The organism is Anaerobacillus arseniciselenatis, from assembly GCF_001865995.1.
Lineage (GTDB): Bacteria > Bacillota > Bacilli > Bacillales > Anaerobacillaceae > Anaerobacillus > Anaerobacillus arseniciselenatis.
The window spans coordinates 1-20,630 of the sequence record NZ_MLQQ01000027.1; the positions used below are offsets into that span (position 1 = coordinate 1).

The 20,630-nt window shown below is 33.9% G+C and carries 28 protein-coding genes; 5 read left to right on the plus strand and 23 right to left on the minus strand.

Annotated features, from left to right (window positions below):
* Positions 1–89 precede the first annotated feature (89 nt).
* The 8 genes from BKP35_RS12095 to BKP35_RS12130 form a co-directional block, all read right to left on the minus strand.
* Complete coding sequence (locus BKP35_RS12095; protein ID WP_071313618.1) at positions 90–1,043, minus strand: ThiF family adenylyltransferase; 954 nt, start codon at positions 1,041–1,043, stop codon at positions 90–92.
* Positions 1,044–1,104: 61 nt separating this feature from the next.
* Positions 1,105–1,755, minus strand: coding sequence for a hypothetical protein (locus BKP35_RS12100; protein ID WP_071313619.1), 651 nt, complete (start codon positions 1,753–1,755; stop codon positions 1,105–1,107).
* The gene (locus tag BKP35_RS12105; protein ID WP_071313620.1) at positions 1,752–2,132 is read right to left on the minus strand and encodes a hypothetical protein; all 381 of its coding nucleotides are present in this window, start codon (positions 2,130–2,132) and stop codon (positions 1,752–1,754) included. The genes BKP35_RS12100 and BKP35_RS12105 overlap by 4 nt, the downstream gene beginning before the upstream one ends.
* 56 nt (positions 2,133–2,188) lie before the next feature.
* The gene (locus tag BKP35_RS12110; RefSeq protein WP_071313621.1) at positions 2,189–3,346 is read right to left on the minus strand and encodes a hypothetical protein; all 1,158 of its coding nucleotides are present in this window, start codon (positions 3,344–3,346) and stop codon (positions 2,189–2,191) included.
* Positions 3,300–3,869, minus strand: a complete 570-nt coding sequence (locus tag BKP35_RS12115; protein ID WP_071313622.1) for a hypothetical protein — start codon at positions 3,867–3,869, stop codon at positions 3,300–3,302. Before BKP35_RS12115 ends, BKP35_RS12110 begins: the two co-directional genes overlap by 47 nt.
* Complete coding sequence (locus BKP35_RS12120; protein WP_071313623.1) at positions 3,869–4,201, minus strand: hypothetical protein; 333 nt, start codon at positions 4,199–4,201, stop codon at positions 3,869–3,871. Before BKP35_RS12120 ends, BKP35_RS12115 begins: the two co-directional genes overlap by 1 nt.
* Positions 4,202–4,664: 463 nt before the next feature.
* Complete coding sequence (locus BKP35_RS12125) at positions 4,665–5,333, minus strand: hypothetical protein (protein WP_071313624.1); 669 nt, start codon at positions 5,331–5,333, stop codon at positions 4,665–4,667.
* 65 nt (positions 5,334–5,398) lie between these two features.
* On the minus strand, positions 5,399–6,058 hold the full coding sequence (locus BKP35_RS12130; protein WP_071313625.1) for a hypothetical protein: 660 nt from the start codon (positions 6,056–6,058) through the stop codon (positions 5,399–5,401).
* A gap of 875 nt (positions 6,059–6,933) precedes the next feature.
* Between BKP35_RS12130 and BKP35_RS12140 the strand changes: the two genes are divergently transcribed.
* Positions 6,934–7,827, plus strand: a complete 894-nt coding sequence (locus BKP35_RS12140) for a helix-turn-helix domain-containing protein (protein ID WP_071313627.1) — start codon at positions 6,934–6,936, stop codon at positions 7,825–7,827.
* A 172-nt stretch (positions 7,828–7,999) separates the two neighbouring features.
* On the opposite strand, the gene BKP35_RS19185 is transcribed toward BKP35_RS12140, so the two are convergent.
* Entirely contained in the window at positions 8,000–8,164 is a 165-nt protein-coding gene (locus BKP35_RS19185) for a lipopolysaccharide assembly protein LapA domain-containing protein (protein WP_139192871.1), read from the minus strand.
* 243 nt (positions 8,165–8,407) lie between these two features.
* Positions 8,408–9,127 carry a hypothetical protein gene (locus BKP35_RS12145; protein WP_169819211.1) on the minus strand — a complete coding sequence of 240 codons (720 nt, stop codon included), beginning with the start codon at positions 9,125–9,127 and terminating at the stop codon, positions 8,408–8,410.
* A gap of 228 nt (positions 9,128–9,355) precedes the next feature.
* Here BKP35_RS12145 and BKP35_RS12150 point away from each other — a divergent pair, with 228 nt between their 5' ends.
* The 4 genes from BKP35_RS12150 to BKP35_RS12165 all read left to right on the plus strand — a co-directional run bounded on the left by BKP35_RS12150 (position 9,356) and on the right by BKP35_RS12165 (position 12,397).
* Entirely contained in the window at positions 9,356–10,324 is a 969-nt protein-coding gene (locus tag BKP35_RS12150) for a metallopeptidase TldD-related protein (protein ID WP_169819212.1), read from the plus strand.
* 132 nt (positions 10,325–10,456) lie between these two features.
* Entirely contained in the window at positions 10,457–11,149 is a 693-nt protein-coding gene (locus BKP35_RS12155) for a hypothetical protein (protein WP_071313630.1), read from the plus strand.
* A 38-nt stretch (positions 11,150–11,187) separates the two neighbouring features.
* Positions 11,188–11,886, plus strand: a complete 699-nt coding sequence (locus tag BKP35_RS12160) for an ATP-binding cassette domain-containing protein (RefSeq protein WP_071313631.1) — start codon at positions 11,188–11,190, stop codon at positions 11,884–11,886.
* Between the two features lie 130 nt (positions 11,887–12,016).
* Positions 12,017–12,397 carry a hypothetical protein gene (locus tag BKP35_RS12165; RefSeq protein WP_139192873.1) on the plus strand — a complete coding sequence of 127 codons (381 nt, stop codon included), beginning with the start codon at positions 12,017–12,019 and terminating at the stop codon, positions 12,395–12,397.
* 56 nt (positions 12,398–12,453) lie between these two features.
* Here BKP35_RS12165 and BKP35_RS12170 read toward each other — a convergent pair whose 3' ends face one another.
* The 13 genes from BKP35_RS12170 to radC all read right to left on the minus strand — a co-directional run bounded on the left by BKP35_RS12170 (position 12,454) and on the right by radC (position 20,619).
* A complete protein-coding gene (locus BKP35_RS12170; RefSeq protein ID WP_071313633.1) occupies positions 12,454–12,744 on the minus strand; it encodes a hypothetical protein in 291 nt (96 codons plus the stop codon).
* Positions 12,737–12,916, minus strand: a complete 180-nt coding sequence (locus tag BKP35_RS12175; protein ID WP_071313634.1) for a hypothetical protein — start codon at positions 12,914–12,916, stop codon at positions 12,737–12,739. The genes BKP35_RS12170 and BKP35_RS12175 overlap by 8 nt, the downstream gene beginning before the upstream one ends.
* Positions 12,904–13,098, minus strand: coding sequence for a hypothetical protein (locus BKP35_RS12180; protein WP_169819213.1), 195 nt, complete (start codon positions 13,096–13,098; stop codon positions 12,904–12,906). The genes BKP35_RS12175 and BKP35_RS12180 overlap by 13 nt, the downstream gene beginning before the upstream one ends.
* Before the next feature lie 52 nt (positions 13,099–13,150).
* Positions 13,151–15,427 carry a helicase-related protein gene (locus tag BKP35_RS12185; RefSeq protein WP_071313636.1) on the minus strand — a complete coding sequence of 759 codons (2,277 nt, stop codon included), beginning with the start codon at positions 15,425–15,427 and terminating at the stop codon, positions 13,151–13,153.
* Positions 15,428–15,660: 233 nt separating this feature from the next.
* On the minus strand, positions 15,661–16,485 hold the full coding sequence (locus BKP35_RS12190; RefSeq protein ID WP_071313637.1) for an LAGLIDADG family homing endonuclease: 825 nt from the start codon (positions 16,483–16,485) through the stop codon (positions 15,661–15,663).
* A gap of 22 nt (positions 16,486–16,507) precedes the next feature.
* Entirely contained in the window at positions 16,508–17,320 is an 813-nt protein-coding gene (locus BKP35_RS12195; RefSeq protein WP_071313638.1) for a hypothetical protein, read from the minus strand.
* A gap of 136 nt (positions 17,321–17,456) precedes the next feature.
* The gene (locus BKP35_RS12200) at positions 17,457–17,681 is read right to left on the minus strand and encodes a hypothetical protein (RefSeq protein WP_071313639.1); all 225 of its coding nucleotides are present in this window, start codon (positions 17,679–17,681) and stop codon (positions 17,457–17,459) included.
* Entirely contained in the window at positions 17,678–18,025 is a 348-nt protein-coding gene (locus BKP35_RS12205) for a hypothetical protein (RefSeq protein ID WP_071313640.1), read from the minus strand. The genes BKP35_RS12200 and BKP35_RS12205 overlap by 4 nt, the downstream gene beginning before the upstream one ends.
* Positions 18,025–18,177: a hypothetical protein gene (locus BKP35_RS19595; protein WP_169819214.1), complete on the minus strand. Its 153-nt coding sequence runs from the start codon at positions 18,175–18,177 to the stop codon at positions 18,025–18,027. Before BKP35_RS19595 ends, BKP35_RS12205 begins: the two co-directional genes overlap by 1 nt.
* Positions 18,178–18,188: 11 nt before the next feature.
* Positions 18,189–19,223, minus strand: coding sequence for a DUF6094 domain-containing protein (locus tag BKP35_RS12210; RefSeq protein ID WP_071313641.1), 1,035 nt, complete (start codon positions 19,221–19,223; stop codon positions 18,189–18,191).
* Positions 19,224–19,293: 70 nt separating this feature from the next.
* Positions 19,294–19,491 carry a hypothetical protein gene (locus BKP35_RS12215; protein WP_071313642.1) on the minus strand — a complete coding sequence of 66 codons (198 nt, stop codon included), beginning with the start codon at positions 19,489–19,491 and terminating at the stop codon, positions 19,294–19,296.
* A 3-nt stretch (positions 19,492–19,494) separates the two neighbouring features.
* Positions 19,495–19,890: a hypothetical protein gene (locus BKP35_RS12220; protein ID WP_071313643.1), complete on the minus strand. Its 396-nt coding sequence runs from the start codon at positions 19,888–19,890 to the stop codon at positions 19,495–19,497.
* Positions 19,891–19,920: 30 nt separating this feature from the next.
* Positions 19,921–20,619 (minus strand): RadC family protein, encoded by a 699-nt coding sequence (gene radC, locus BKP35_RS12225; RefSeq protein WP_071313644.1) that lies wholly within the window; start codon positions 20,617–20,619, stop codon positions 19,921–19,923.
* Positions 20,620–20,630 lie beyond the last annotated feature (11 nt).

Below are 20,630 nucleotides of genomic sequence, written 5' to 3' on the forward strand. Positions count from 1 at the left end.
TCTTGATGGGATTGTTTCAGGAAACTTGGTTCCTTCATTCCAATCCTCAGTTGTAAAGTTGAAGTTTTTCTAGTAAACTTCCTGTATTTTCACGCTGGAAAGCGTTTATAACAGAACTTGTCGCGCGCCTCCTTTAGTAGCAAATCCAACGTATGAATTTGCTCTTTTTTAATAACTCCAATTCTTCCACCGCCCATTCCCGATTGAACATGACACGTTTGAGCGTTAAAGTTTAATACATGACTATAAATGGAATGTGTATGAAAAAGGTTATTCATGATATTGTTAGCTAGAAGAGCTGCCATTCGATTAGTTGCTGATCTTTGAGGGTTATTTATAACTAGATCTCCGCACGATTCATCAGGGAAATGACTTGATGCATCCTCTAACATATCTGGAAAAATTTGCGTAACGGGTTCTAGGATAACTTTGCCTTTGTATTTAAAGCCAACGACTACCTGACCTGAAAAACCGCTTTGTTGAGTATCCTCCCATTTTTCTTTTGACCAGGCTTCTTTCGGCTTATCAATGACATTAACACCTGTCACACCTGCATCAATCAAAATAAGATTTTCAACATGATCTGAATAAAAATAATCATGAAATAGTTGACGTGTTTTATTGTTATCTACCATTCCACAAAGAACTTTTACCTGTTGATGGGCTTTATTAATGTTTTTTTCAGCAAATAAACGATCTAACATATCAATTGTCTTTACATAGCTTGTTACCGTACCTACTGATAAATCGTATACGTCAGCATATCGTTCAGCTAGAACCTCAACCTTAAATTCTCCTAAATCTTCACTCAGGCAGAGTTGGTTAGCAAGATTTTTCGTTTCAAATCGATCCGCATCACATAAAACGAGATTAACACCAAACGTTACAGGATGATCATTTCTCGATTTGAAACTCTCAAAATGCGTTGCAATATCTTGACAAAGAGACCTAAAAAATTGTCCTCCATTTGCGCCTGCTCCCACTTGTACAATATCAAAGTATAATTTGTTCTTTCCTTTTTCTAAAATATTTAATTTATTCATGTTCTTCCTCCTCTATTAGTAAAAAAGGAAGAGCGTTTTAGCCCTTCCTCTTCAAAATTCTTTAAATAACGGATACTTTTTTATTCCATATAGATGGATAATCCATAACTCTAGTAACATCAGGTCTATCAAACACATACTCCAATGGTAAGTCATAAAAATACCCATTAACGCCAGCTCTAAGCTTCATGTTCGGGTGTTCCTGGTCTAACTCACCAACCACTCCATAAAGCAAAAATCTTTTTTCATCGTTATTATCAACTTCAGAAAAATAAGCCTTCATGCTATTATGAGAATGTAATTGAAGTACTTCGATAAATCCCTCCTGATAATAATTTAATTCTTCAAACTCAATTCGCCCTTTAGATACCCTTTGTAACGGACAATCTACTACATATTCCTTTGTTATAGGATGATAAAAGAAACTAACCATAACTTCCAGTTCCACACCATTTTTACAATAATCTCGAAAAAACGTAATAGCAGATGCTAACGTTTCTCCAGGGATTTTCGGAAGGTTGAACTGAAATCCTCTTGGTATTTCTTCTAACATTCGTAGGTTATCTGCAGGTACAATAATCGTACCTAAATCCGATTGACGAATTTCGTATAATTGTCCATCTTGACCAGCAACGATATTAAAAGGCTGCAAGCCACTCTCTAGTAAATCAGAGAGTGACCAACTAAAGGTGTGAATGCCCATTTTCTTCATCCTTTTGCACCTCCAGTTACTTTAGGGAACAACCTTTTATTTTCGGAATCATGGTCAAAATGAGTACGTTCTTTTGTCATTTCAAAGAATTCTTGTGCCATTGCTGCACGAAGTTCTTCTGTCGTAATACCACCTTCAGGGATATCTTGAACAAATTCTGTCACTGTGAATGTGTTTCCATAGTAATGAATGGTCCAATCAGAAAAGAGTTTGATCTCCTGCTTCTTTTTAGATGGAGTCGTTGCTTTCTTATCTCCTTTATCTCCTTTAGCAGCTTTTGAAGTATTTTTCACATTAGCTTTTTCCTTTTGCTTTACTTCTTCTTCCTTCTTTGTAACTTTAATCACGTTTTCTCCAAATAAATTTAATTGATCCATTTTCATTTCCTCCTAAGTGTGTAATTTTAATATTTTCTTCTAAATGTAATAATTTGTTAGTTCAAAGTCTTCTTTGAGACTTCCAACCAACCAGCAAAAGATAAATCCAAAAGTTCAAGCGTATCATGGTCAAAATCTTTGCCTTGTAATTCGTTATACTTCTCGCCTAAATTGACACCTATAAATAGATGTTCATTATTCTGAGAATGAATAAATGCAAAAGGCATGGTCCCTACATGAGCTATACTTTTCATTTGATAACTTCTTAGGTCTGGCCAACACGTAGATGTATTGTTATGAACGTTACTGAAAGGATACCTATAGAGCTGCGTTTCAGGTGTTAACACTTGATCTTTCACACAAACAATTTTGCAACTCAATACCCTTTGTCCTCTTAAAGTAAATAAAAAAAGCAGCTTCGGATGCCCCACTTCCTCAAATCGCTTACGGTGATATTGGATATCGAAGCGTTGTGCTTCAACCTCAATGCCGACAAGCTTTGCTCCATCCATCATTTCTTGATAGATAAAGCAATTTTTAGGAAGTAACGGGCTCGAACATGCCTTCTTCTTTGGTATATATCTCTCTAAAACTTCTAATACCCACTCTTGATCTGCAACGTTTGAAGTCACTTGAAACAATGAATGGATCATTTCTTTATCTAAGGAATTTCTCGCACGTGTAAGTAGTTGTTTTAATATCCTACCTGCATATGCCCCTTTCAAATCCCCTAGTAAATTAACCTCATCCAATAAGTAATAAAATAACTCATGAATAATGTCTGAGTTCTCAAATTCTCTAACCTTACTCAAGAAACGCCTCAGTGCCTTAATGGTTTCTTTTTCCGAAAAATCATTTGGATCAAACCTTGAAACTAGAGTTAAGAAAAAACTATTTAGAACTTCCGAATCGCAATCTGATTCATCAATATAACGAAATGCCAAGTCAATAATAGCATTCATCTCCTCTATCAACGGTTCACCGTTATAGTTTTGAAGATTAAAAAAACCTTCAAAAACTTGATCAAAGCTTTTCTCTCTTAGAAGGTGAGTAACAATTGCTTCATCTTCTAAAATCCCAAGCATTGAAATCGCTAAATCAGATGGAATAACAGTACGCCTATTCATCGAAATGCCATTGTTAACATTTTCAACGACTGCTTCATGGCTACGAAGCGTGATACGTGTTTCGTTGACTTCTTTCATTGTGTTCATAATAAAGTTCCTCCCATATTGTAAATTGTTTATTCAGCATATCAATAAACGAAAAAATATCCTCTAAAAACTCATGGTACAACATATAGTAACTTGTACCACAAATCTTTAACTGAAGACCCTCGCTTGTAAATTCACCTTCGAAACTACCATCAAAATAGTCACTAGAGGAAAGTAAATTACTTTCAAGTCCGAGCTGGGACATACGAAAGGCTTCATACATTGATGTTTGGCTGATCTTCTTATTAAGGTCTAACCAACCATCAATATGACTATTTGTAACGGTTATGGTCATTACCTCATCAACAGAATCTCCTTCTACTATTTTCGATTTCACAACGAAAAGTTTATCGATTGCATCAAAAAATAGTGAAGAATCATCATGGCTGTTTCTAACATAGAACATCAATCCTGGATCTAATGGTACCCCTCTGTCACTCATCATTTTAGCGATTAATAAATTATCTGCTGTATAACGAGCCTCTTCCAAAAACTGTACCGTTAGAAAACAGACTTTGGACATTAGATAAACCTCCTTTTCTTCTTTTGCTGCGGTTTAACTGCCAAAATATTATTCGTTAAACCAGCAAGAGAATTTAATTCGTAAATGGGATTTCCAATATTTCTTGCATCTTCAAAATCATAATCAGTGATTTCATCGGATTCATATTCCAAGATATCATCGATCGTTTTCTTTAATTCAGACACAGTAAAAGTTGAAAAATCCACATCTCCTACCTTTTCAGAGGAACCGTATAACATCATTTCGATTAGATACATTCGTTTACTATAAGTAGTATCAATATCTAATGAATGAACTGTCATAGCTTCCTCAAAACGTTGTAACAAATCCATAAATCTCCCTCCTAATTGTTAATAAAAGAACCGAAAGAATAGGCAGCTACCTATTACTTCCGGTTCTGTAAATGCAAAAAAGCACCTCTATAAGACGCACTTATGCAAGGATATCCTCCTAAACAAATATGCATCCCATAGGGTGCTTACTTCAGTAAATCAGGCTCATAGAGCAATTAAAAAATATTATATAATTATTTTATCAAATATTAAGTCTAGCAACAATATAAGATTTTTTTAGATCATCCAAAATCGAGTAGGAGGGGATGACAAATTCCCGAACTCTCTCACCGCACCGTCGCACCGTTCTGTATACACAGTAGTTCAATTAAGTTAACATATTTATCAAAACCATTTCCTAAAAACCTTATACCTTTCAATAATCTGGTACTAAAATGATAAATGGCATATTCTCTACTAAAGAAACGCGTTATATTGTTGAAGAACATTTTAATGTCCGGGTTTAACTCTTATTTTCTTCTATACAAATATCTATGATTTCAATTATCAATTTTTTTCGTTTTTTTCCTAAATAATAATCTTTGATTATGACTGAAGTAAATAAAATCCCAATAGTAAAAAAAGTGATTATATTTAAAATAGTAATAAAGTTAGGCTCTACTCCTATTATCCTTGTATCACCACTATATCTTGCTATTTCCAAAACTATACCTTTATTAATCCCCCAAATAGCTACACCAATAATAACTGCATGAACTGTACTATAAAACTTATCTAACGGTCCCTCCTCACTTAATACCTTATAGTACCCTCTTAATAGTTTTAATTTTTTATGATCATATTTAGTGTAATGATTCAATGTTAAATATGCTTGTTCTAAGTTGACCAATACGTCTTTACTTTTTAATGACTTTGAGAATAATTGGTTTAATAAATCCGTTCCACCTTCTAAACTATCTAACCATGTATATAATGAGTTTTTTGACTTAATCTTAGAACTATAGCCAAATTGAAAGATATATACAATTAAATAGTAATTCAGCACAATGTATATCGAAGAAACTAAAATATATCCACCAAACGAAAGAAACATAGAGATATAGGACATCAAAAATAATATTAGCATTGGAAAAATATACCTAAAAAAGATTATCAAGACTTTCTCTTTCATTTTACTTCTCCTTATTATCATCCTTTTTTTCACTTTACTAGCTCTATTTATTATGTATTATTTCCCTATTGTTCAATACTTTTAACCAGAGAATAGTATTCGTAAAAATCTTTACCAAAAGCTGACAAATTTTTATTTTTCATAGGAGTGGTAAACAACGTATTTCCAACTTTGAAAAAACTACACTTATGAATTTTATTAAAACTTGCGATCAATGTAGCATCCATAAACGGGATGAAAATGAATATATTGTTTACTTTTTCAGTTATTTCCTTTATATGTGTCAATAGGTAATCATTCCATGTTAAGTTTACTACTAAACCATTGGACCACGTAACCACAGGAGCAGCACTATAAGGATGTATTTTTCCCAGCATGTTTTTTATATCAAATTCTGTTACTTGTTTATTGTTTAAAGTAACTCCTGATGATTTCTCCATGTAGGATATAACCTGATTAAAATCACGTAAAATGCTTTCTTTTGAATTTTGTATCTCTTTTCTTAGATGTGCCTTCTTTTGTTTTTCAGGTAAGTAAGCCACAATCACATAAAATATATAACTTACAATGTACGACATGCTTATATTAAAGAATATATTACCTAGTTTTGCTGATACCCCTGGAATAAACTCAGGTATGTTAGCCCATATAAATTGAGTAAATAAAATAATTGTTACAGCTACTAGAGTTCCAATAGAAATCCATAAATTATAACCCCGAAACAATTTTAATCCCCACTTTACTTTTTTCTTTCAATTATAACATTTCCTTTGAATTAAATTGGCAGTAAGCCCGAAATATAAAAAAAATAGCGTACCGGAAAGGTGAGCTATTTTTTTATAATTCGGGCTTACCATACACTTAAAATAAGTGGCAAATAACTGGAGTTAAGATCTTTAAAAACTAAAAATGATGTTGAAATGTTTTTATTGAATTTAGATCGATATTCTCAGTCTATCGTTGAAATTAGAGATGAAAAGTTTCATGCATTTGAATTTAATGAGCTATTAGATATTGGATATTCCAATCATTTAATTCTTAGACATGATCTGAGAGGATTTTATTATAACCATATTTCTACAGAAGTTGACCGAAATAGTAGGAGTGCAAAACCTATTTCCTTCGACGAACTTATAGAAATTGTGTATGAAAATAAAAAGTCTGTATCAGATACTATTAATAAAATATTTTTGTGAAGTTTTAGATAGAGCTAATTCTATAATGTTTATAAAATCAGCTCTTTGGTTAACATCTTTTTAACTTCAATGATCTACATGTGAACATTTCCAAGGTCTTGAGGGTTCACCTCTGTTGGTGCTCCAAGGACATTAATCGGTGCAAATGCAACTAAACTGATACTCAATAAAACTAGAAAAAAGGTTTTCTTCATATATATCAAATCCCTTCATAAATAAGTTAATTTTATGTTACATGAAATTAACTTAGATAGTTTTTTTGAGGAAATCTATTTCATGATAATTTTCATGAACATTTCTAGCTTTTCTATCAAATTCCAATAAATAATATAATTCTATTGATAATTTAACTTCACAACATTACCAATATTTAGGTATTATTGCTATATAGGGGGGGATTAAATATGCAGTACAATATTGGATTGAAAATAAAAGAATTACGTAAATATTGGAGGATGACACAAGAAGAGTTAGCGGATAACATCTGTTCTCAAGCAATGATCAGTACTATAGAAAATGATGAAAACGTTTATACTTCAGCACTATTATTAAATGCCCTAAGTCAACGTCTAGGAGTTTCTATTGATTACTTTTTTCAAGAAACTAATGTAACAAATTATAGTTATGTAAACGAAGTATGTGATCAATTAACAAAGTTAATTCAATTCAAAGAATATGCCCAAGCTTATGATATGGTTAAGTTAGAAAAGAAAAATCCCTTGTTTAATAAAGTTATTCATCTTAAACAATTTTTATTATGGAGAGAAGCGATCTGTATAAACTATCTATATGACAATAAAAAATTATCCCTAAAGTTATTAGAAGAAGCTCTTTCTTATTCAGAAACTACTTCCAAAAATTTTAGTAATAGAGATATTGAAATATATATTAGTAAAGCTATAATGTTAAATGAATTAAGTCAATTTAGTGAGGCTGATTTATTGTATGTGAAGCTAATTAATTTTTGTGAGAAATCTCCAAACATAATAAAAAAATCTATTTTAATTAACTTATATTATAATGCTGCTAGAAATGCAGACTTGTTAAATGATGAAAAGAAAGCTTTGAACTTTTGTGAAAATGGAATTAACCTATGTCAAAAAGAACAAACGATGTTTTTACTTGGTTATTTATTTTATCTAAAGGGACAAATCTTATATAAAAAAATTGGAGAATATAGTGAAGAAGTATTGAAGTGGTACGAAGAAGCTAATTGGGTGTTTAAAAAAAACGGTGACTTTGGTAATTATAAACTTATATTGGATAAAATAAATACTATTAAGGTGGCTTGTAATTAAAATAAATTTAAAGTGAGGTATTATGTAAGAGTCAGCTTTTTTTATGTTGTTTATAAATACTTCTTACAAACACACCCCCATCATGGGTTAGATGGGGGCAAACGTATTTATAAAAGAAGGAGATTACGTCTACATTTTGGGATTTTGTAGGCTAAACAAATTTTAGATTTATTTAACCCTTTCCTTTCAGTTCCTCAATTTCTTTTTGGAGCTCTCTGATCTTTAAATCTTTTTTTCTATAGCTGCTTCTCAACCAAAAATAGATTAGTAATACTACACCAATTACACTAACAAAAATTAAGACCATAAATATAATCAAATGCATTTCTGTAGCCATAAATGTTGTCACTCCTCTTTTTAAGGGGATTTCCTGATATTTAACAGGTCAACTATTATCAATAATTAATTGTTAATTTTTTTTTGTTCGTCATTTTTCAAACCTATTTTTATTATAACATTAAAAGGTAAATGTTAATATAATCCAAAAAGAGAAAAGCAGACCTAATTACGAATATCGGTCTGCTAATTACTTGTTAGATAAGATGTTATTACTAGGATGAATTTCTGAAAAATTAAACCGTTATTTTAAAGGTGTAAGATTACTTAAACCAGTTTTATATCCGTCATTCCCTACCAAAGTGTTAAGTGTCATCGAAGAACTAAAATTTTCTCCGAATAAGGAATAGTCAACCCTAAAATTAGAATGAGCATAATGAGTTGAAGTTTCAAATCTTCTGTGCAATGTTGTTGTTTCTTCCTCTTTTTTTCCTCCTATCACAGTAGCGGTCCCGTCATATACTGTTAAAATATAATCGTTATCGCTTCCCGATCTAATTACAGCTTCGATATAATATTGTGCGTTAACGAGACCTGTGTTGTAATACGTTCTAATTGTATAAGTTCCGGGCGATAACCCTGTATGCATTAATCCAATATCATCGTTGTAAGTGTCATCTTCAGATTTTATTATTTCACTACCTACCTTAGCTTTTGATCCGTCTGAGAATGTAATGATATTAGATTCATTCATTTGTAGACTTTGTATTTCTTCTAATGCAAAGTCCGCGTTCTCTTGTTTCAATGAATCTAGCATTTCCCCATCTTTAAGCTTTTTTAATAGTTTTTTCTGTGTTTCCAAATCAATTCCTAACTCATCAAAAGATTTTAGAATTTCTTTTTCGTACTTTTTTACACTTTCAGATGTTGTTGATTTACTTTCAGCTGATACCATTGTTCCAGTAAACATCATCAATACAACTAATAGTAAAGCAAATATTTTTTTCACCTTAATCTCCTCCAACTTCATTCAAGATATAATATGGGATGTTTTTACACTTGGCTTGTACTTGCACTACACCATATTCGAGAGTAAACCTTCTCCTATTTCTTCTGGCCAGAAGTTATTTAAATAGTATATGAATAACTTAAATAATTCTAATCTGGTACTTCGGTGACATGTAGATATTTATTATGTTTTTCTTTATATATTGCTATTTATCCCGGTATTTTTGTATATTCTATCAATGTATTGATAAAGTTACTACACAAACTAATTGAACAAACTTTTCATTTTGAAACAAAAATAGCAATCGAAACTGTCAGCAACAAAAAAATACTATATGATTCTGACTCCTTAACAGGATTGCAGGATGAAGTTTATTATATTATTTCCTATAATATTGATCAATTTGGCATAAATCTTATCAGTGATTTCCATGTTCTTGAGAGAATAAACAAAGATAGTATTCACAGAGTATTGGTGAAAATAAAGAATGAAATCAATTGGTTCTTTTCTACAAAGAAATCATTGCCAAAAGATCTAGATTCTTATAAAGTGGCCTTTAATAGCTACTCATCGGGTCTATTTTCCCACGAATTTTTGGGTCATTTTTTAGAGACTGATCATTTTTTTCGGTCTCCATTGAATAGGGAAAAGGAATGGAATTTCAGCCGACATCTTACAATCTTTGAGAATTTTCACATTCCAGAAACCTTTGATGATAACGGCGACCCCATCACAAAAAACATTCCATTGATAAGGAATGGGGAAATCCTCCATTTGCTTAGTAGCCGGTTGGACCAGCAACATTCTCATAATACCGGCAATGGGCGGAGAGAAAATCTAAGAATGCCGGTGATTACTAGAATGCGATCTATGTTTGTTCAGCCAGGAAAGACTTCGGAAGAGAAACACATTGAAAGCATTAACAAGGGAATTTATATACATAAAATTGGAATGGGCGAAGTCAACATTTTTACAGGTGATTTTTCTGTAGAAGTATCTCATGCTAGTCTAATAGAAGCAGGACAATTCACTGCATCAATCGAGCCGTTTCATTTGTATTTGGATATTAGACATTTTTTTGATAAAGAGATTGTCTTTTGCAGCAATAGTAATGAATACCATAGCCTCTGCGGTAAAAAAGGGGCAACCGTCAAGGTCAAATATATTTCTCCGTCTATCATTATTGAGGGGTTGGGCAATGCAATTCAATAATAAAGTGTTCACCATTTCATATCACAAATTTTATAAAAGAGTATTTTGGGAAAGTCTTACAGAACATTCACCATTCAACAGGGCTGTTCCCTTATTAGATTTATGTGAAAAGTTGTTTCAACCTTCCACTTAATGATGGTAGAAAGAAAATTACAAGTGGATGACTATCAGGTTTCTTTTTCCTTTAGTGAGGATGGACAATTGGATATGATCCAAATTTATTGTTTCCTTGTGGAAGAAGATGTTGAGATTAACACTGCAGTTATTAAAAACGATAAACATGTCATCAATAATGTTGAGACTTTTCTAAATAGATTGATAGAAAGCAACATACCCAAACAAAACTGCCAGAGGAACCATTATAGCTATTTATTGATTGAGAAAAGTCAATTAACAACCTTGCTAAATCTGTGTTACCAATATATCTGTAACAATAAAATCAAAATTACAAGGCAAAATGAAACTGATACCATTGAGTTTCTTGTTTACGATCATCTATCAGATGCCGAAAAGAAAGAAGAATTGTTTTCAGAGCAACTAATGGAAAATTATCACCCAATGAGAAACATAACAAAAGTCGAAAAAGTTATTACGAATAGGACAATCAGAGAAGATGACCACGATAAAGTTTTGATACTGAAGGAAATAGTCAATTACTCAACCATTTTGAATTTTTATAATGGCCAACTCAATATAGTCGGTAAAGCAGTTCCATATCAAGATTGTGGCAGCAGTCTAAAATCGCTGTTCTCGTTTGAATTCAATGATCTCATAAAGAATTACAAAATATTAGGTGGTCATCAAGGACTCTTATTAAAATATTAATTCAAATATTATAACTCTTTTTTAAGGGAAGTGAAAGCATGATTCAATTAGATTCAATTTCAAAGTCGTATGGGGATAAGAAAGTATTGAATGGTATTACCTTCGAATTCAGAACGGGAAACATTTATGGATTAATTGGGCGTAACGGAGCAGGTAAAACAACATTACTAAAAATTTTAATGAGAATCATTAGGAACCATGAGGGAAATGTTTTATTTCATGGCGATAACATTAACACTGTGGATATTCTTAATCTCCCCTTCGTCTTTATAGGAGATACACCTGTTTTATATCAAGATCTAACTGCCCGTGAACAAATGCTTTTCATTTGTAAACTAAATAAAATATCAAAAGAAGAGGCAATAAAAAAAATACAACATCTAGCAAAACAGCTAAAACTGGAAGAATATATGGATTATTATCCACGAAGTGTTTCAAGAGGAACATTGCAGCGTATTAATATTGCCATAGGAATGCTGCGAGAATCGAATGTCTACTTCTTCGATGAACCATTTATTACCTTAGATCCCGTACAAGTTGATACTGTAGAGCAGATGTTCCTGAATCACAAATCAACCACCAGGATTCAAATCATTTCAAGCCATGATTTAGACAGTTTGGAAACGATTTGTGATAAATATTTGATTTTGAAGGATGGACAATTATTAGAGTTTGAACCGGGAACCTTAGATCGAAAACAAATCACTAAATTGATAGGCGATAGCTATGATAGTTGATTTAGTCTATTTTATAGGCCTCAATAAAGTAAGACAGTACATTCGGATGATAAAAAAGAACAAATTTAATGGGGTGATTTTTTTATTGTTACTCATATTTTTTCTCCCATTGTCCGTGGAGTTATTTCAAGTGTATGAAAATCTCATTATAAAGTGGTTTCCAATTGCTTTGTTTGCTTACGGTTTGGCAAAGGTCTTTCAAAATAATCCTATTTTGAATATACCATTCCAAACCTTTGAAATGAAAGTTCTTTCTTTAAATAGCCTTAAACTGTACATTTTTCTTAAAACGGTTGCATCTTCTCTCTTTATTGCAGCAATCTTGCTGATCTTGGAGGCAGATTTCACACCTATTCTATATGTATCACTTATTGCCAACAGCTTGGCCAACTATATTGGATTTATTAAATATCAGATTTCTACTATAAAAATGTATTTCTTCTTGTCAATTTCTATACTGGCCAAGCCTTTGCTAATGCGATACCGTTCTTTTGCATTTCTGACAGAGTAACCGAAGCTACTGACATGTGTGTGTCCTCCTATTAGTAAGAGAATAGAGGTATCCCCCTATTGTCCTATATGGTCTAGTAAATTTTCGTTAAAACTTCCAAACAGATCATCTAATGCTTCCTCATTAAAATCAGCAAATGGATCATCTTGTTTAGAAACTTTTTTTATGATTGGCTCCGTATGATAACGTTTATAGCAACCGCAATATTCTTTTGCTTCGCTATCGATCTCATTATCAGCATAGTAGCAATTCCCCTTCCCTATTTCGCAGTAAATCCAAAATGAGCAACAAGAAAATCCTCCTTTACTGAAGCATAATTTTGTGAAGTTACCTTTAATTTCAGCCATTTGCTTTCTCCTTAATCTGTTCTTGATACGCATTTTCACAGAAGTAAAGAACAACTCTATCAAGGTCCGAAATATTAATGGTGAAGTCATTATCAGCAACTTGCTTTAAATGACGATATTTTGTTTTCATGAAATATCCATTTGCGTACATTACTTCATTTAACAAGGCCATTGGGCAGTATCCTGCTTCAACATCTTCTCAATGAACAATTTAATCGTTTCGGTAGTAGCGATTGCTATGCTTAATTCGCCTCTACTATAGTATTCACGATTATAATGTTGTGCTTTAGTGTCACCAATGCAAAGTTTTTCAATGGTTAGTTCTAAATTGTCTTTTGTAATAACTTTTTCCATTGAAGGACTTTCAGATTCAAAAAAGGACAGCAATTGCTGCCCTTTTTAAACATTAGAAATTGAACACTAATTGATCCTCAGTAGGTGCTTTCTTCGACCATTTCTTTTTATAATTAGATAGATCGACAATTCCAATAACACCACCTAGATCATCATTTGCATCTTTTTCTTCTGAAAAATCAAATGCAAAAAGTGTTTCCTCTTGTTCAACTTCTTTCTCTTCTGTACTTTGTAATGAAGTTACTGGCTTCACACCACATAGTCGCATAGTGGTTTCAGCTAATTCCTTCATTCTCTGTTCTAGCACTTGTTGGAATTCATCTTCTGCTACCATTTCAAGTCCTTCAAACTCTTTAGCAGCGAGTTCTTCCCAAGCACTTGCTAGATCAGCTTCGGCAAAACATTGAGCTAAATCAGTAGCTAGTGCCGATTGTTCATCGTAAGAGTATTTTGCAAGTTCACCACGATCTAAACGCCCCTCCGTCATCAAGGCATGACCTCGAGCACTCATCACTTTCTTAAACTGTGACACTTCTTGTGTACCGTTTAAGATTGGAACGAGGACTTTACAAAGTCTATGCTGCCCAATACGATGTGAACGTTTGGCGCTTTGACGTACAACGTTAACTTCATAAGAAAGTTGATTGAAAATAATCGTTGGCCAAAACAAGAGATCAAGACCCGTTTCCACAAGTTTCATATTGCATATTACTACCTTCACGCCTTCTTCTTCATACTTTTGAAGCACCTCTGAACGCTTCTCCGTATTCGATTCATTTAGAATCCTACTTTCAATTCCATTTTCTTTTAGAATTTGTTGAGTACGTTCATTTAATTGATACTCTCCAGTATAGTTATTGTAAATAACTACTCCTCTATTTTCAGCAAGTTCAGACTTCACTTGGTTAATGAGCCATTCTTCCTTGGCTGTATAACCCTCTAGTTTCGGAGCAGAAATGATTTCTTCCTTACCATCTTGCGATACAAATGAATAAAACGCACCTAAGTCTGGTCTAGCAGCATAATTTAACACAGCTGGATTAAACTTTGACCATGCCCCTTTTCCACCTGCACGCGCAATTCTGGAACATTTATCGTACATTTCTTCATGAAAAACACGATAAGCAGCTTCATGTTCAGGTTTTGGCTGAATAAACACTGGTTTTTCAATCAGTTCAACAAGAGGTAAACCCAAATCATCAATGTCTAAGAATGCTGTTTTGGAAAGTAAAAATTGTGCAGTCATCGCAGGCGCAATGCCAGGTTCTTCAGTCGGTTGCATAGGCTTTCTACGTTGTCTTGTTACCCACCCCTGACTACTAACTTCATCTTGAAGGTAAACCACTTGTTTTAGCTTTCCGTACTTCTCAGCCCAAGCTAGATCACCACTCGCATCATTAAACCCTTTATCTATAAGGTCTTGAGGGGTGGTTCTCCAGAGTAATTCCTTGATACTTGTGGACTTTCCATTTACCAAGGTTCCAGTTAGATTAAGGTTTCTCTTTGCAGATTTAACCATTTTATCGTAAGCGTCACCTCTACCTGATCCTCCAGCTTTGCATTGGTGGGCTTCGTCACAAATGAACATTGAAAAATACTTCTTCATCTTTTTAAAGACTTTTGAAATATTCGTTGTTGGACGATTACGTGTTTCACCGCGACTTTTTACCGCTGGGCGATACAATTTAGTTCCGCAAACTTCATTAGTACGTTTTTCCGCAATTATTTTTACTTTTTCCTCATACGTATTAACGTTAATTTCAGTACTATTCTCTTCACTTAAATATCCTTTTGGCTTAAGTGTGTATGAGCACTTCATGAATTGCTTAGTGCGACGCCACTTCACTTTGTAGTTGTCAGGTAGACCATTTGGATTTAACCTTTTTTCTGCTTTAGCATCTGCTAAACGTTCAAATGATGGTTGTTCTCCGTAGGCTATATCTGACCATTCTAGCGGAAACCACTCACCTTCTACTTTTTTCATAAGCTGTCTGCCACAATCAGGGCAATGCCAACCATAATGCTTATTTGTTTTTACTCGTTTCCAAACACCAGCATAATACGGCTCAGCATCCCTTTTTGCTTTATCAATGCCTATAATGGTGAATTCCACCTCTCCAGGAGACGGTTTATAACCATTTCGGACTTTATCTAGCATTTGAAGAGCTTCATCAGCTGTACGAATAATGGTAGTTTTCGCATAGGGTAATGTTTTTCCGATTTCTTTCGTTTGCCACTTTCGTAATGTAATACCAGGAGCGGATAACAATACTGCCGTTCCGCTCTTAGCATTATTTTGTTTCTTCTTTTCATTTAGAACGTGAACCACTCCGCAAGCTTGTATTGATTTTCCTGTCGTTAAGTTATAAGGGGGAATTTAACCCCCTTCTTCAATTTCTTGAAGGACCAGACTATATCATCACTCCAGTTTGCAAGACCTTCATCGTGTCGGGCGCTCGTGGGCTGTTTATTGGTATGGTTATCCTCACAACCTAGTCGTTGAACCTTCTACAATACTTAATTAACCAATTCATGTAGCTTGGCTGCTGATTACCCTCGACTTTACGTTAGGGGTTCCAGCAATTCACCCGATTTTACATGGGCCACAGGTAATAAACATTTCCGTTTTAAATAGATAGTTGCATTATGATAGATGTATTTATGAAACCTTTTATAATTTCCATTCCCTGCAAGATGATACGAGTAGGCTTTTCCCTTTTTGTAAAACCTATTTCTATTTGATAAACCAACGATAGTTAAATGCTCAACCAAACTTTCTAAAAAAGGTTTATTACCAACAATACTGACAAAAGCCTGATCTTTACACGTCTTTTCTTTTCTCATTATTGCGGTTCCATCCCCATCAAAATATCCTCTTATAAAATGGTGAATTAAATGCTTGGGTAAAGTATCCTTATCTGGGAACTTTAAAGTTAAGGACTTGTTAGGGAGACACCCTTTATCGATTAAATCATTTACAATTTCCATAGAGTTGATTTGAAGCCGACACGCAGTATACTTTTTACTGTTTAAAGTAACTATTTTCTCTTTTATCGGTGCTTTTTGCGAGATGAAATCTCTGAATAGTTCTAAATGAATTCTATCTTTTACTCCTAACCCTACTTCAATTTGACCTCTTGGTTGGTAGACGTTACCATCAGCATACAAAAATCCTAGCCAATAAGCTTTCTCTTCACAATCGATATTCTTAAACGCTAGATTATTATGTTGATATTTTTGTGTCCCTTTAGTAAATCCTCTAGAAATAACTTTTACTCCATCCTGGTTAAGCATCTGAGAAAGTTTTTTACGATCAAACCCTATTTCCTTCTCAATTTGTCGCATGGAAATTCCATCTAAATACATTTTTTTTGCAACTTCATACATACGGTTACCTCCCTTCACAGGATTAACCCATATTTGCTGCACTCCATACACTATTTCCAACGCTATACCCATTGACTAACCCTTGAATTACATGGGCTTGTGCAGGAAATGGAATACGATCCATTGTTGCAATGGCAGGATCTAGTTTGTCCTTCATGGTATGAAGTGGTTTCATTTCTGCAAGCAACTTATTCATTGCTTGCGCATTCTTAATCATATATTCCTTCATTGACCATTCCGGATCAAAGACACCTTCTACCTCGGATTTAGGAATAATGAGCATACCGTTCTTTAACGCATCTTCTACGATTTCAAGAACATCTTGCTCTGTGCCATTAAAACGAACAGCTCTTAGGGATGGATATAACTCCATGAACTCAGGATTTTGTATGACTTCTAAATCTTCATACATAAAACCTAGTAATCCCGAATACTGTTCTTTAAATTCTATTGGTAACCCGAATCGCTCAATCACGTGATTAGATACATCTTCTTTGATATTTCCACTCATTGAAATAATGTAACTTTTTTTATTGTCTTCTCCTTCGATCACATTATTAATCCCGTCAATCGTTGTAAGTGAATTAAAAACCATACCATGTGCGACATCCCCCATTCCTATTCTTCTATCTAAACGCCTAAAGGCATCCATAGATCGATTGAATAGGAGATTTCCAATGCGAACAGGACGATTTTCAATAATTCCTGCGGTGATCGCGGTTGTTGCTTCAGGTACTCCAACATAAGAAGCAGCTATAATCTCTTTACCTTCCACCACTGCAAAATGCAATTTAGCATTAAAGTTTCTTTCTACAGATTGTAAATTAATTTCCATAATTAAATCGTCATAACTATAGACACAGGAAGGGATTTCCCCTAACTGGATCTAATAGTTAGAGGACTATCCCTCCTTTAAAGTTTAATTATTTTGTAATTGTTTACGGTTTATTTCACAAACAATTAACTTCCTCCTAAATGCAATACTTTTCAGCATAAGAGCTGCTTAAAGCTCTATTAATCACCCATTGATTAACAACAATTTTTTTCATCAGTTTCACATCTTCAGAAGCCATGAGGCATATAGCCTCATTAAGCTTTCTAGTTATAGGTGCATATCGTCGATTGATCATAGGGCTTTTAATGGCTTGGATATATAGACAAAAACCTTTTTCAAAGTTTGAAAGTCTATCAATCATAAACAATCCTCCCACTTGAAATTTCCTTCAATAAACTCAATATCATCAGCTGAAAGCATGGTATTAATCATAAATTCATGCCCTCCTTGTCCCCAAAAGGATTGAAGTTCATCAACATAATAGCTTTTAGACTCAGGTTGATAATCGATATTTCCTACCCCGATAATTTGTTCGCCTGAATGGAAGATTTGAAAAAGTCCCCCAATCGGTTCGAACTTTAACGTAGCAAAATCAAAATGACTAGGAATGCGATATGTCTGAGTTACCTCTATTTTTTCATGACCAGAGCATTTGCTGCAGCAAGGGTCCATACCATAACAATCACATAAAAGGAGTGCATTCATTATTCTTCCTCCTTTATCTGTTCTTCCACAACGATATAACCCGCGTTATATTCGTAGTGAAAATGACAAGCAATGATATTATCTAATGTAGCTAGAGCATTATTAAACTCAATTTCATTCTCATAAGTGTAAGTAACTGTATCCTTTTTCATTTTCATTCCTCCTATTGCAACTCAAAAATACCGTTTCGTGTAAAAGCACGTATGACGGATTTATGATGCTTAGTGTAAACTTCTTTTTTTGCTAATCCTTCATCATCTAACACTTCTGATAATTCCGTAACAGGTTTCGTAATTCCCACAACCATGTGATTTCCTAAATTTCCACCTACAGCACCTGAAGCAATAGCCGTTCCTGCATGTGCCAATTTTAAAGGCAACAACGGACGTTTCATTGAACTATTCCTTACTTCTGGTGTGACTCTTTTTTCAAATTCTGAAAAGAGTGTTGAATGTTGTAGGTCTTTGAACAATTCTTGTGAATTTAACTTTCCTGCTCGAAATAATGTAATAGGTTGATCAGAAGGATCAACATAAAAGTTTTCCTCAATTTCTTCTAAAGTTGGTAATATTTCAGGACCTTTATTTGCGATATCTTTTAGATAGTCTCGTGTCTCTTTTACCTTCTCCCGAGAACCAGGAGTACCAAAGTAACCAAAGACTACAACTTGCTTAAAAACATCGTAGGCATTGTCTGTAAATCGGTAGACCTTTATTTCTCGAAACCGTTCTGATAAAACCATTGCACATTTATCTAAAACGTACTGAGGTACACAAAACATTAGTAAACTATTATTCGCAAAAATATTTTTAGACTTAGAAGATAAAGTCCTTAAAAAGCGAAGCTCCGTTCTTTCATGAAATACTTCATCATAGGGCGGATTTAACCAAACTACATTAAAATTCGCTTCTGTACGAACATTTTCATATCCATCATGGATAACTTGATCAAGAGCGTCCCTTGCTTTTTGAAACCTTGTTTCTTCTAATTCCACACCAAAAGTTTGAACAGTTAGATTTTGATCATCAGAAAAATGATCTCCTAACTGTTTCAAAGCTAATCCTTCTCCAGCACAAGGATCAAAAAGGTTCAAATACCTCTCACCTTCATTTACCTTTAAACGTGGGAGAATTAAGCTCATTTGTCCTTCTGGTGTTGCATAAAAGCCACCTTTTGATTGCGATGCAATACGTGCCATATCAATTCCTCCTAAGTGTGTAATAAATTAGAAAAAGTCGATTCAATAAAGCGAATCGACTTTCTTCAAATTAAGCAGTAAATGTATTACCATTTATCTCTCCAATAAATACATCATGTATTTTTCGTTCTTGGCCGTTCCAATCCACCACTAGATAGACATAATCTTTTCCATCTAAACTTGGCTTCCAACCTAAGAACGTAGCTTGTATCGGCTTATGATTACCGCTAAGAGTAACTAAAATTTCTTCTCCTTTAGAAAAATCCATAGATCACGAAACTCCTTTTTTCCTAACTGGAATAGGAGCAATTCGATACGTAATTTTTTCATTTGGAAAACGATTAGTTACCCATTTTCTAACCTGTTCTTCAGTACCAATTCTCATTAATTTAATGATCGAACGGTCTTTACGAATTACAGAAATGTTATAAGGATGAACCTCTTTGTCTAGCCTATTCTTAAAGCAATCAGGACATTGTTCAATATCCGTTACAGTGTCTGTCTTAATGATCTGCTTATGACCATTAAGCTTAAACTCAATGATAGCCGGTTGACCAATTGTTAGTTGCTTTAAGTTGACTTCCCCTTGAACAAAGTGTCCATTTCGCGTATAACCTAACCTATTCACTTCATATTTCACCTTTTCAGTTGTAAATATTGCGTTCATATTAATTCCTCCTAAGTGTGTGTAATGGGCTTATATATGACCCTTTTCTTTTAAACTTGTATAGCGGTTAAATCCGATAATCACGTGGTCTAAAACCTCGATTCCAATCATCTTTCCAGCCTCAACAAGTCTTTTTGTAACCTCCAAATCTTCCCTGGAAGGAGACGGATCTCCACTCGGATGTCCGTGAGCAACGATGATCGATGCTGCACTTCGTTGACAAGCTTCGCGATAGATTTCGCGCGGGTGAACTATGCTTGCATTTAAACTACCAACAAAAATTGTTTTCTTTCCTATAACGACATTTTTGGTATTTAAAAACACAGCAACGAAGTGTTCTTGTGTTTGATGTTTCATATAATCAAACAAACTTGCAGCATCTTCTGGAGACCTAATCGTTTTTCCAACAATAGGATCTTGGGTATAAACTCTCCTACCTAGTTCAATAGCTGCTGCTAAGGTTTCAGCTTTCTTTTGTGTCAAACCACTTACATTCGACCTAAGAAATTCAGGATTTAACCATTTCAAGCCGTACTCAGCTTTTAGAGCGGATATCTCACTTATTACTTCCTCAAGTGGATGATTTTTTGTTCCAGCTCTCACTATCAGGTGAAGAAGTTCGCTTTCACTTAAAGCTTCAATTCCACCATCAACTTCGTACATTCTCGTTTGAGTTTCCTTCACTACCTCAACATCATTTCTTGAACAAGTTAGCGTCATTTGTAACATTTCAATGTCCT

Excerpts from the sequence above, each read along its gene's own strand:
- BKP35_RS12110 (WP_071313621.1), bottom strand. The coding sequence starts at position 3,346 with ATGAACACAATGAAAGAAGTCAACGAAACACGTATCACGCTTCGTAGC.
- BKP35_RS19185 (WP_139192871.1), bottom strand. The coding sequence starts at position 8,164 with ATGGCTACAGAAATGCATTTGATTATATTTATGGTCTTAATTTTTGTT.
- BKP35_RS12170 (WP_071313633.1), bottom strand. The coding sequence starts at position 12,744 with ATGGCTGAAATTAAAGGTAACTTCACAAAATTATGCTTCAGTAAAGGA.
- BKP35_RS12220 (WP_071313643.1), bottom strand. The coding sequence starts at position 19,890 with ATGAACGCAATATTTACAACTGAAAAGGTGAAATATGAAGTGAATAGG.
- BKP35_RS19595 (WP_169819214.1), bottom strand. The coding sequence starts at position 18,177 with ATGAAAAAGGATACAGTTACTTACACTTATGAGAATGAAATTGAGTTT.
- BKP35_RS12155 (WP_071313630.1), top strand. The coding sequence starts at position 10,457 with ATGATGGTAGAAAGAAAATTACAAGTGGATGACTATCAGGTTTCTTTT.
- BKP35_RS12115 (WP_071313622.1), bottom strand. The coding sequence starts at position 3,869 with ATGTCCAAAGTCTGTTTTCTAACGGTACAGTTTTTGGAAGAGGCTCGT.
- BKP35_RS12120 (WP_071313623.1), bottom strand. The coding sequence starts at position 4,201 with ATGGATTTGTTACAACGTTTTGAGGAAGCTATGACAGTTCATTCATTA.
- BKP35_RS12210 (WP_071313641.1), bottom strand. The coding sequence starts at position 19,223 with ATGGCACGTATTGCATCGCAATCAAAAGGTGGCTTTTATGCAACACCA.
- BKP35_RS12160 (WP_071313631.1), top strand. The coding sequence starts at position 11,188 with ATGATTCAATTAGATTCAATTTCAAAGTCGTATGGGGATAAGAAAGTA.
- BKP35_RS12175 (WP_071313634.1), bottom strand. The coding sequence starts at position 12,916 with ATGGCCTTGTTAAATGAAGTAATGTACGCAAATGGATATTTCATGAAA.
- BKP35_RS12125 (WP_071313624.1), bottom strand. The coding sequence starts at position 5,333 with ATGAAAGAGAAAGTCTTGATAATCTTTTTTAGGTATATTTTTCCAATG.
- BKP35_RS12195 (WP_071313638.1), bottom strand. The coding sequence starts at position 17,320 with ATGGAAATTAATTTACAATCTGTAGAAAGAAACTTTAATGCTAAATTG.
- BKP35_RS12095 (WP_071313618.1), bottom strand. The coding sequence starts at position 1,043 with ATGAATAAATTAAATATTTTAGAAAAAGGAAAGAACAAATTATACTTT.
- radC (WP_071313644.1), bottom strand. The coding sequence starts at position 20,619 with ATGTTACAAATGACGCTAACTTGTTCAAGAAATGATGTTGAGGTAGTG.
- BKP35_RS12105 (WP_071313620.1), bottom strand. The coding sequence starts at position 2,132 with ATGGATCAATTAAATTTATTTGGAGAAAACGTGATTAAAGTTACAAAG.
- BKP35_RS12100 (WP_071313619.1), bottom strand. The coding sequence starts at position 1,755 with ATGAAGAAAATGGGCATTCACACCTTTAGTTGGTCACTCTCTGATTTA.
- BKP35_RS12200 (WP_071313639.1), bottom strand. The coding sequence starts at position 17,681 with ATGATTGATAGACTTTCAAACTTTGAAAAAGGTTTTTGTCTATATATC.
- BKP35_RS12215 (WP_071313642.1), bottom strand. The coding sequence starts at position 19,491 with ATGGATTTTTCTAAAGGAGAAGAAATTTTAGTTACTCTTAGCGGTAAT.
- BKP35_RS12180 (WP_169819213.1), bottom strand. The coding sequence starts at position 13,098 with ATGGAAAAAGTTATTACAAAAGACAATTTAGAACTAACCATTGAAAAA.
- BKP35_RS12140 (WP_071313627.1), top strand. The coding sequence starts at position 6,934 with ATGCAGTACAATATTGGATTGAAAATAAAAGAATTACGTAAATATTGG.
- BKP35_RS12205 (WP_071313640.1), bottom strand. The coding sequence starts at position 18,025 with ATGAATGCACTCCTTTTATGTGATTGTTATGGTATGGACCCTTGCTGC.
- BKP35_RS12190 (WP_071313637.1), bottom strand. The coding sequence starts at position 16,485 with ATGTATGAAGTTGCAAAAAAAATGTATTTAGATGGAATTTCCATGCGA.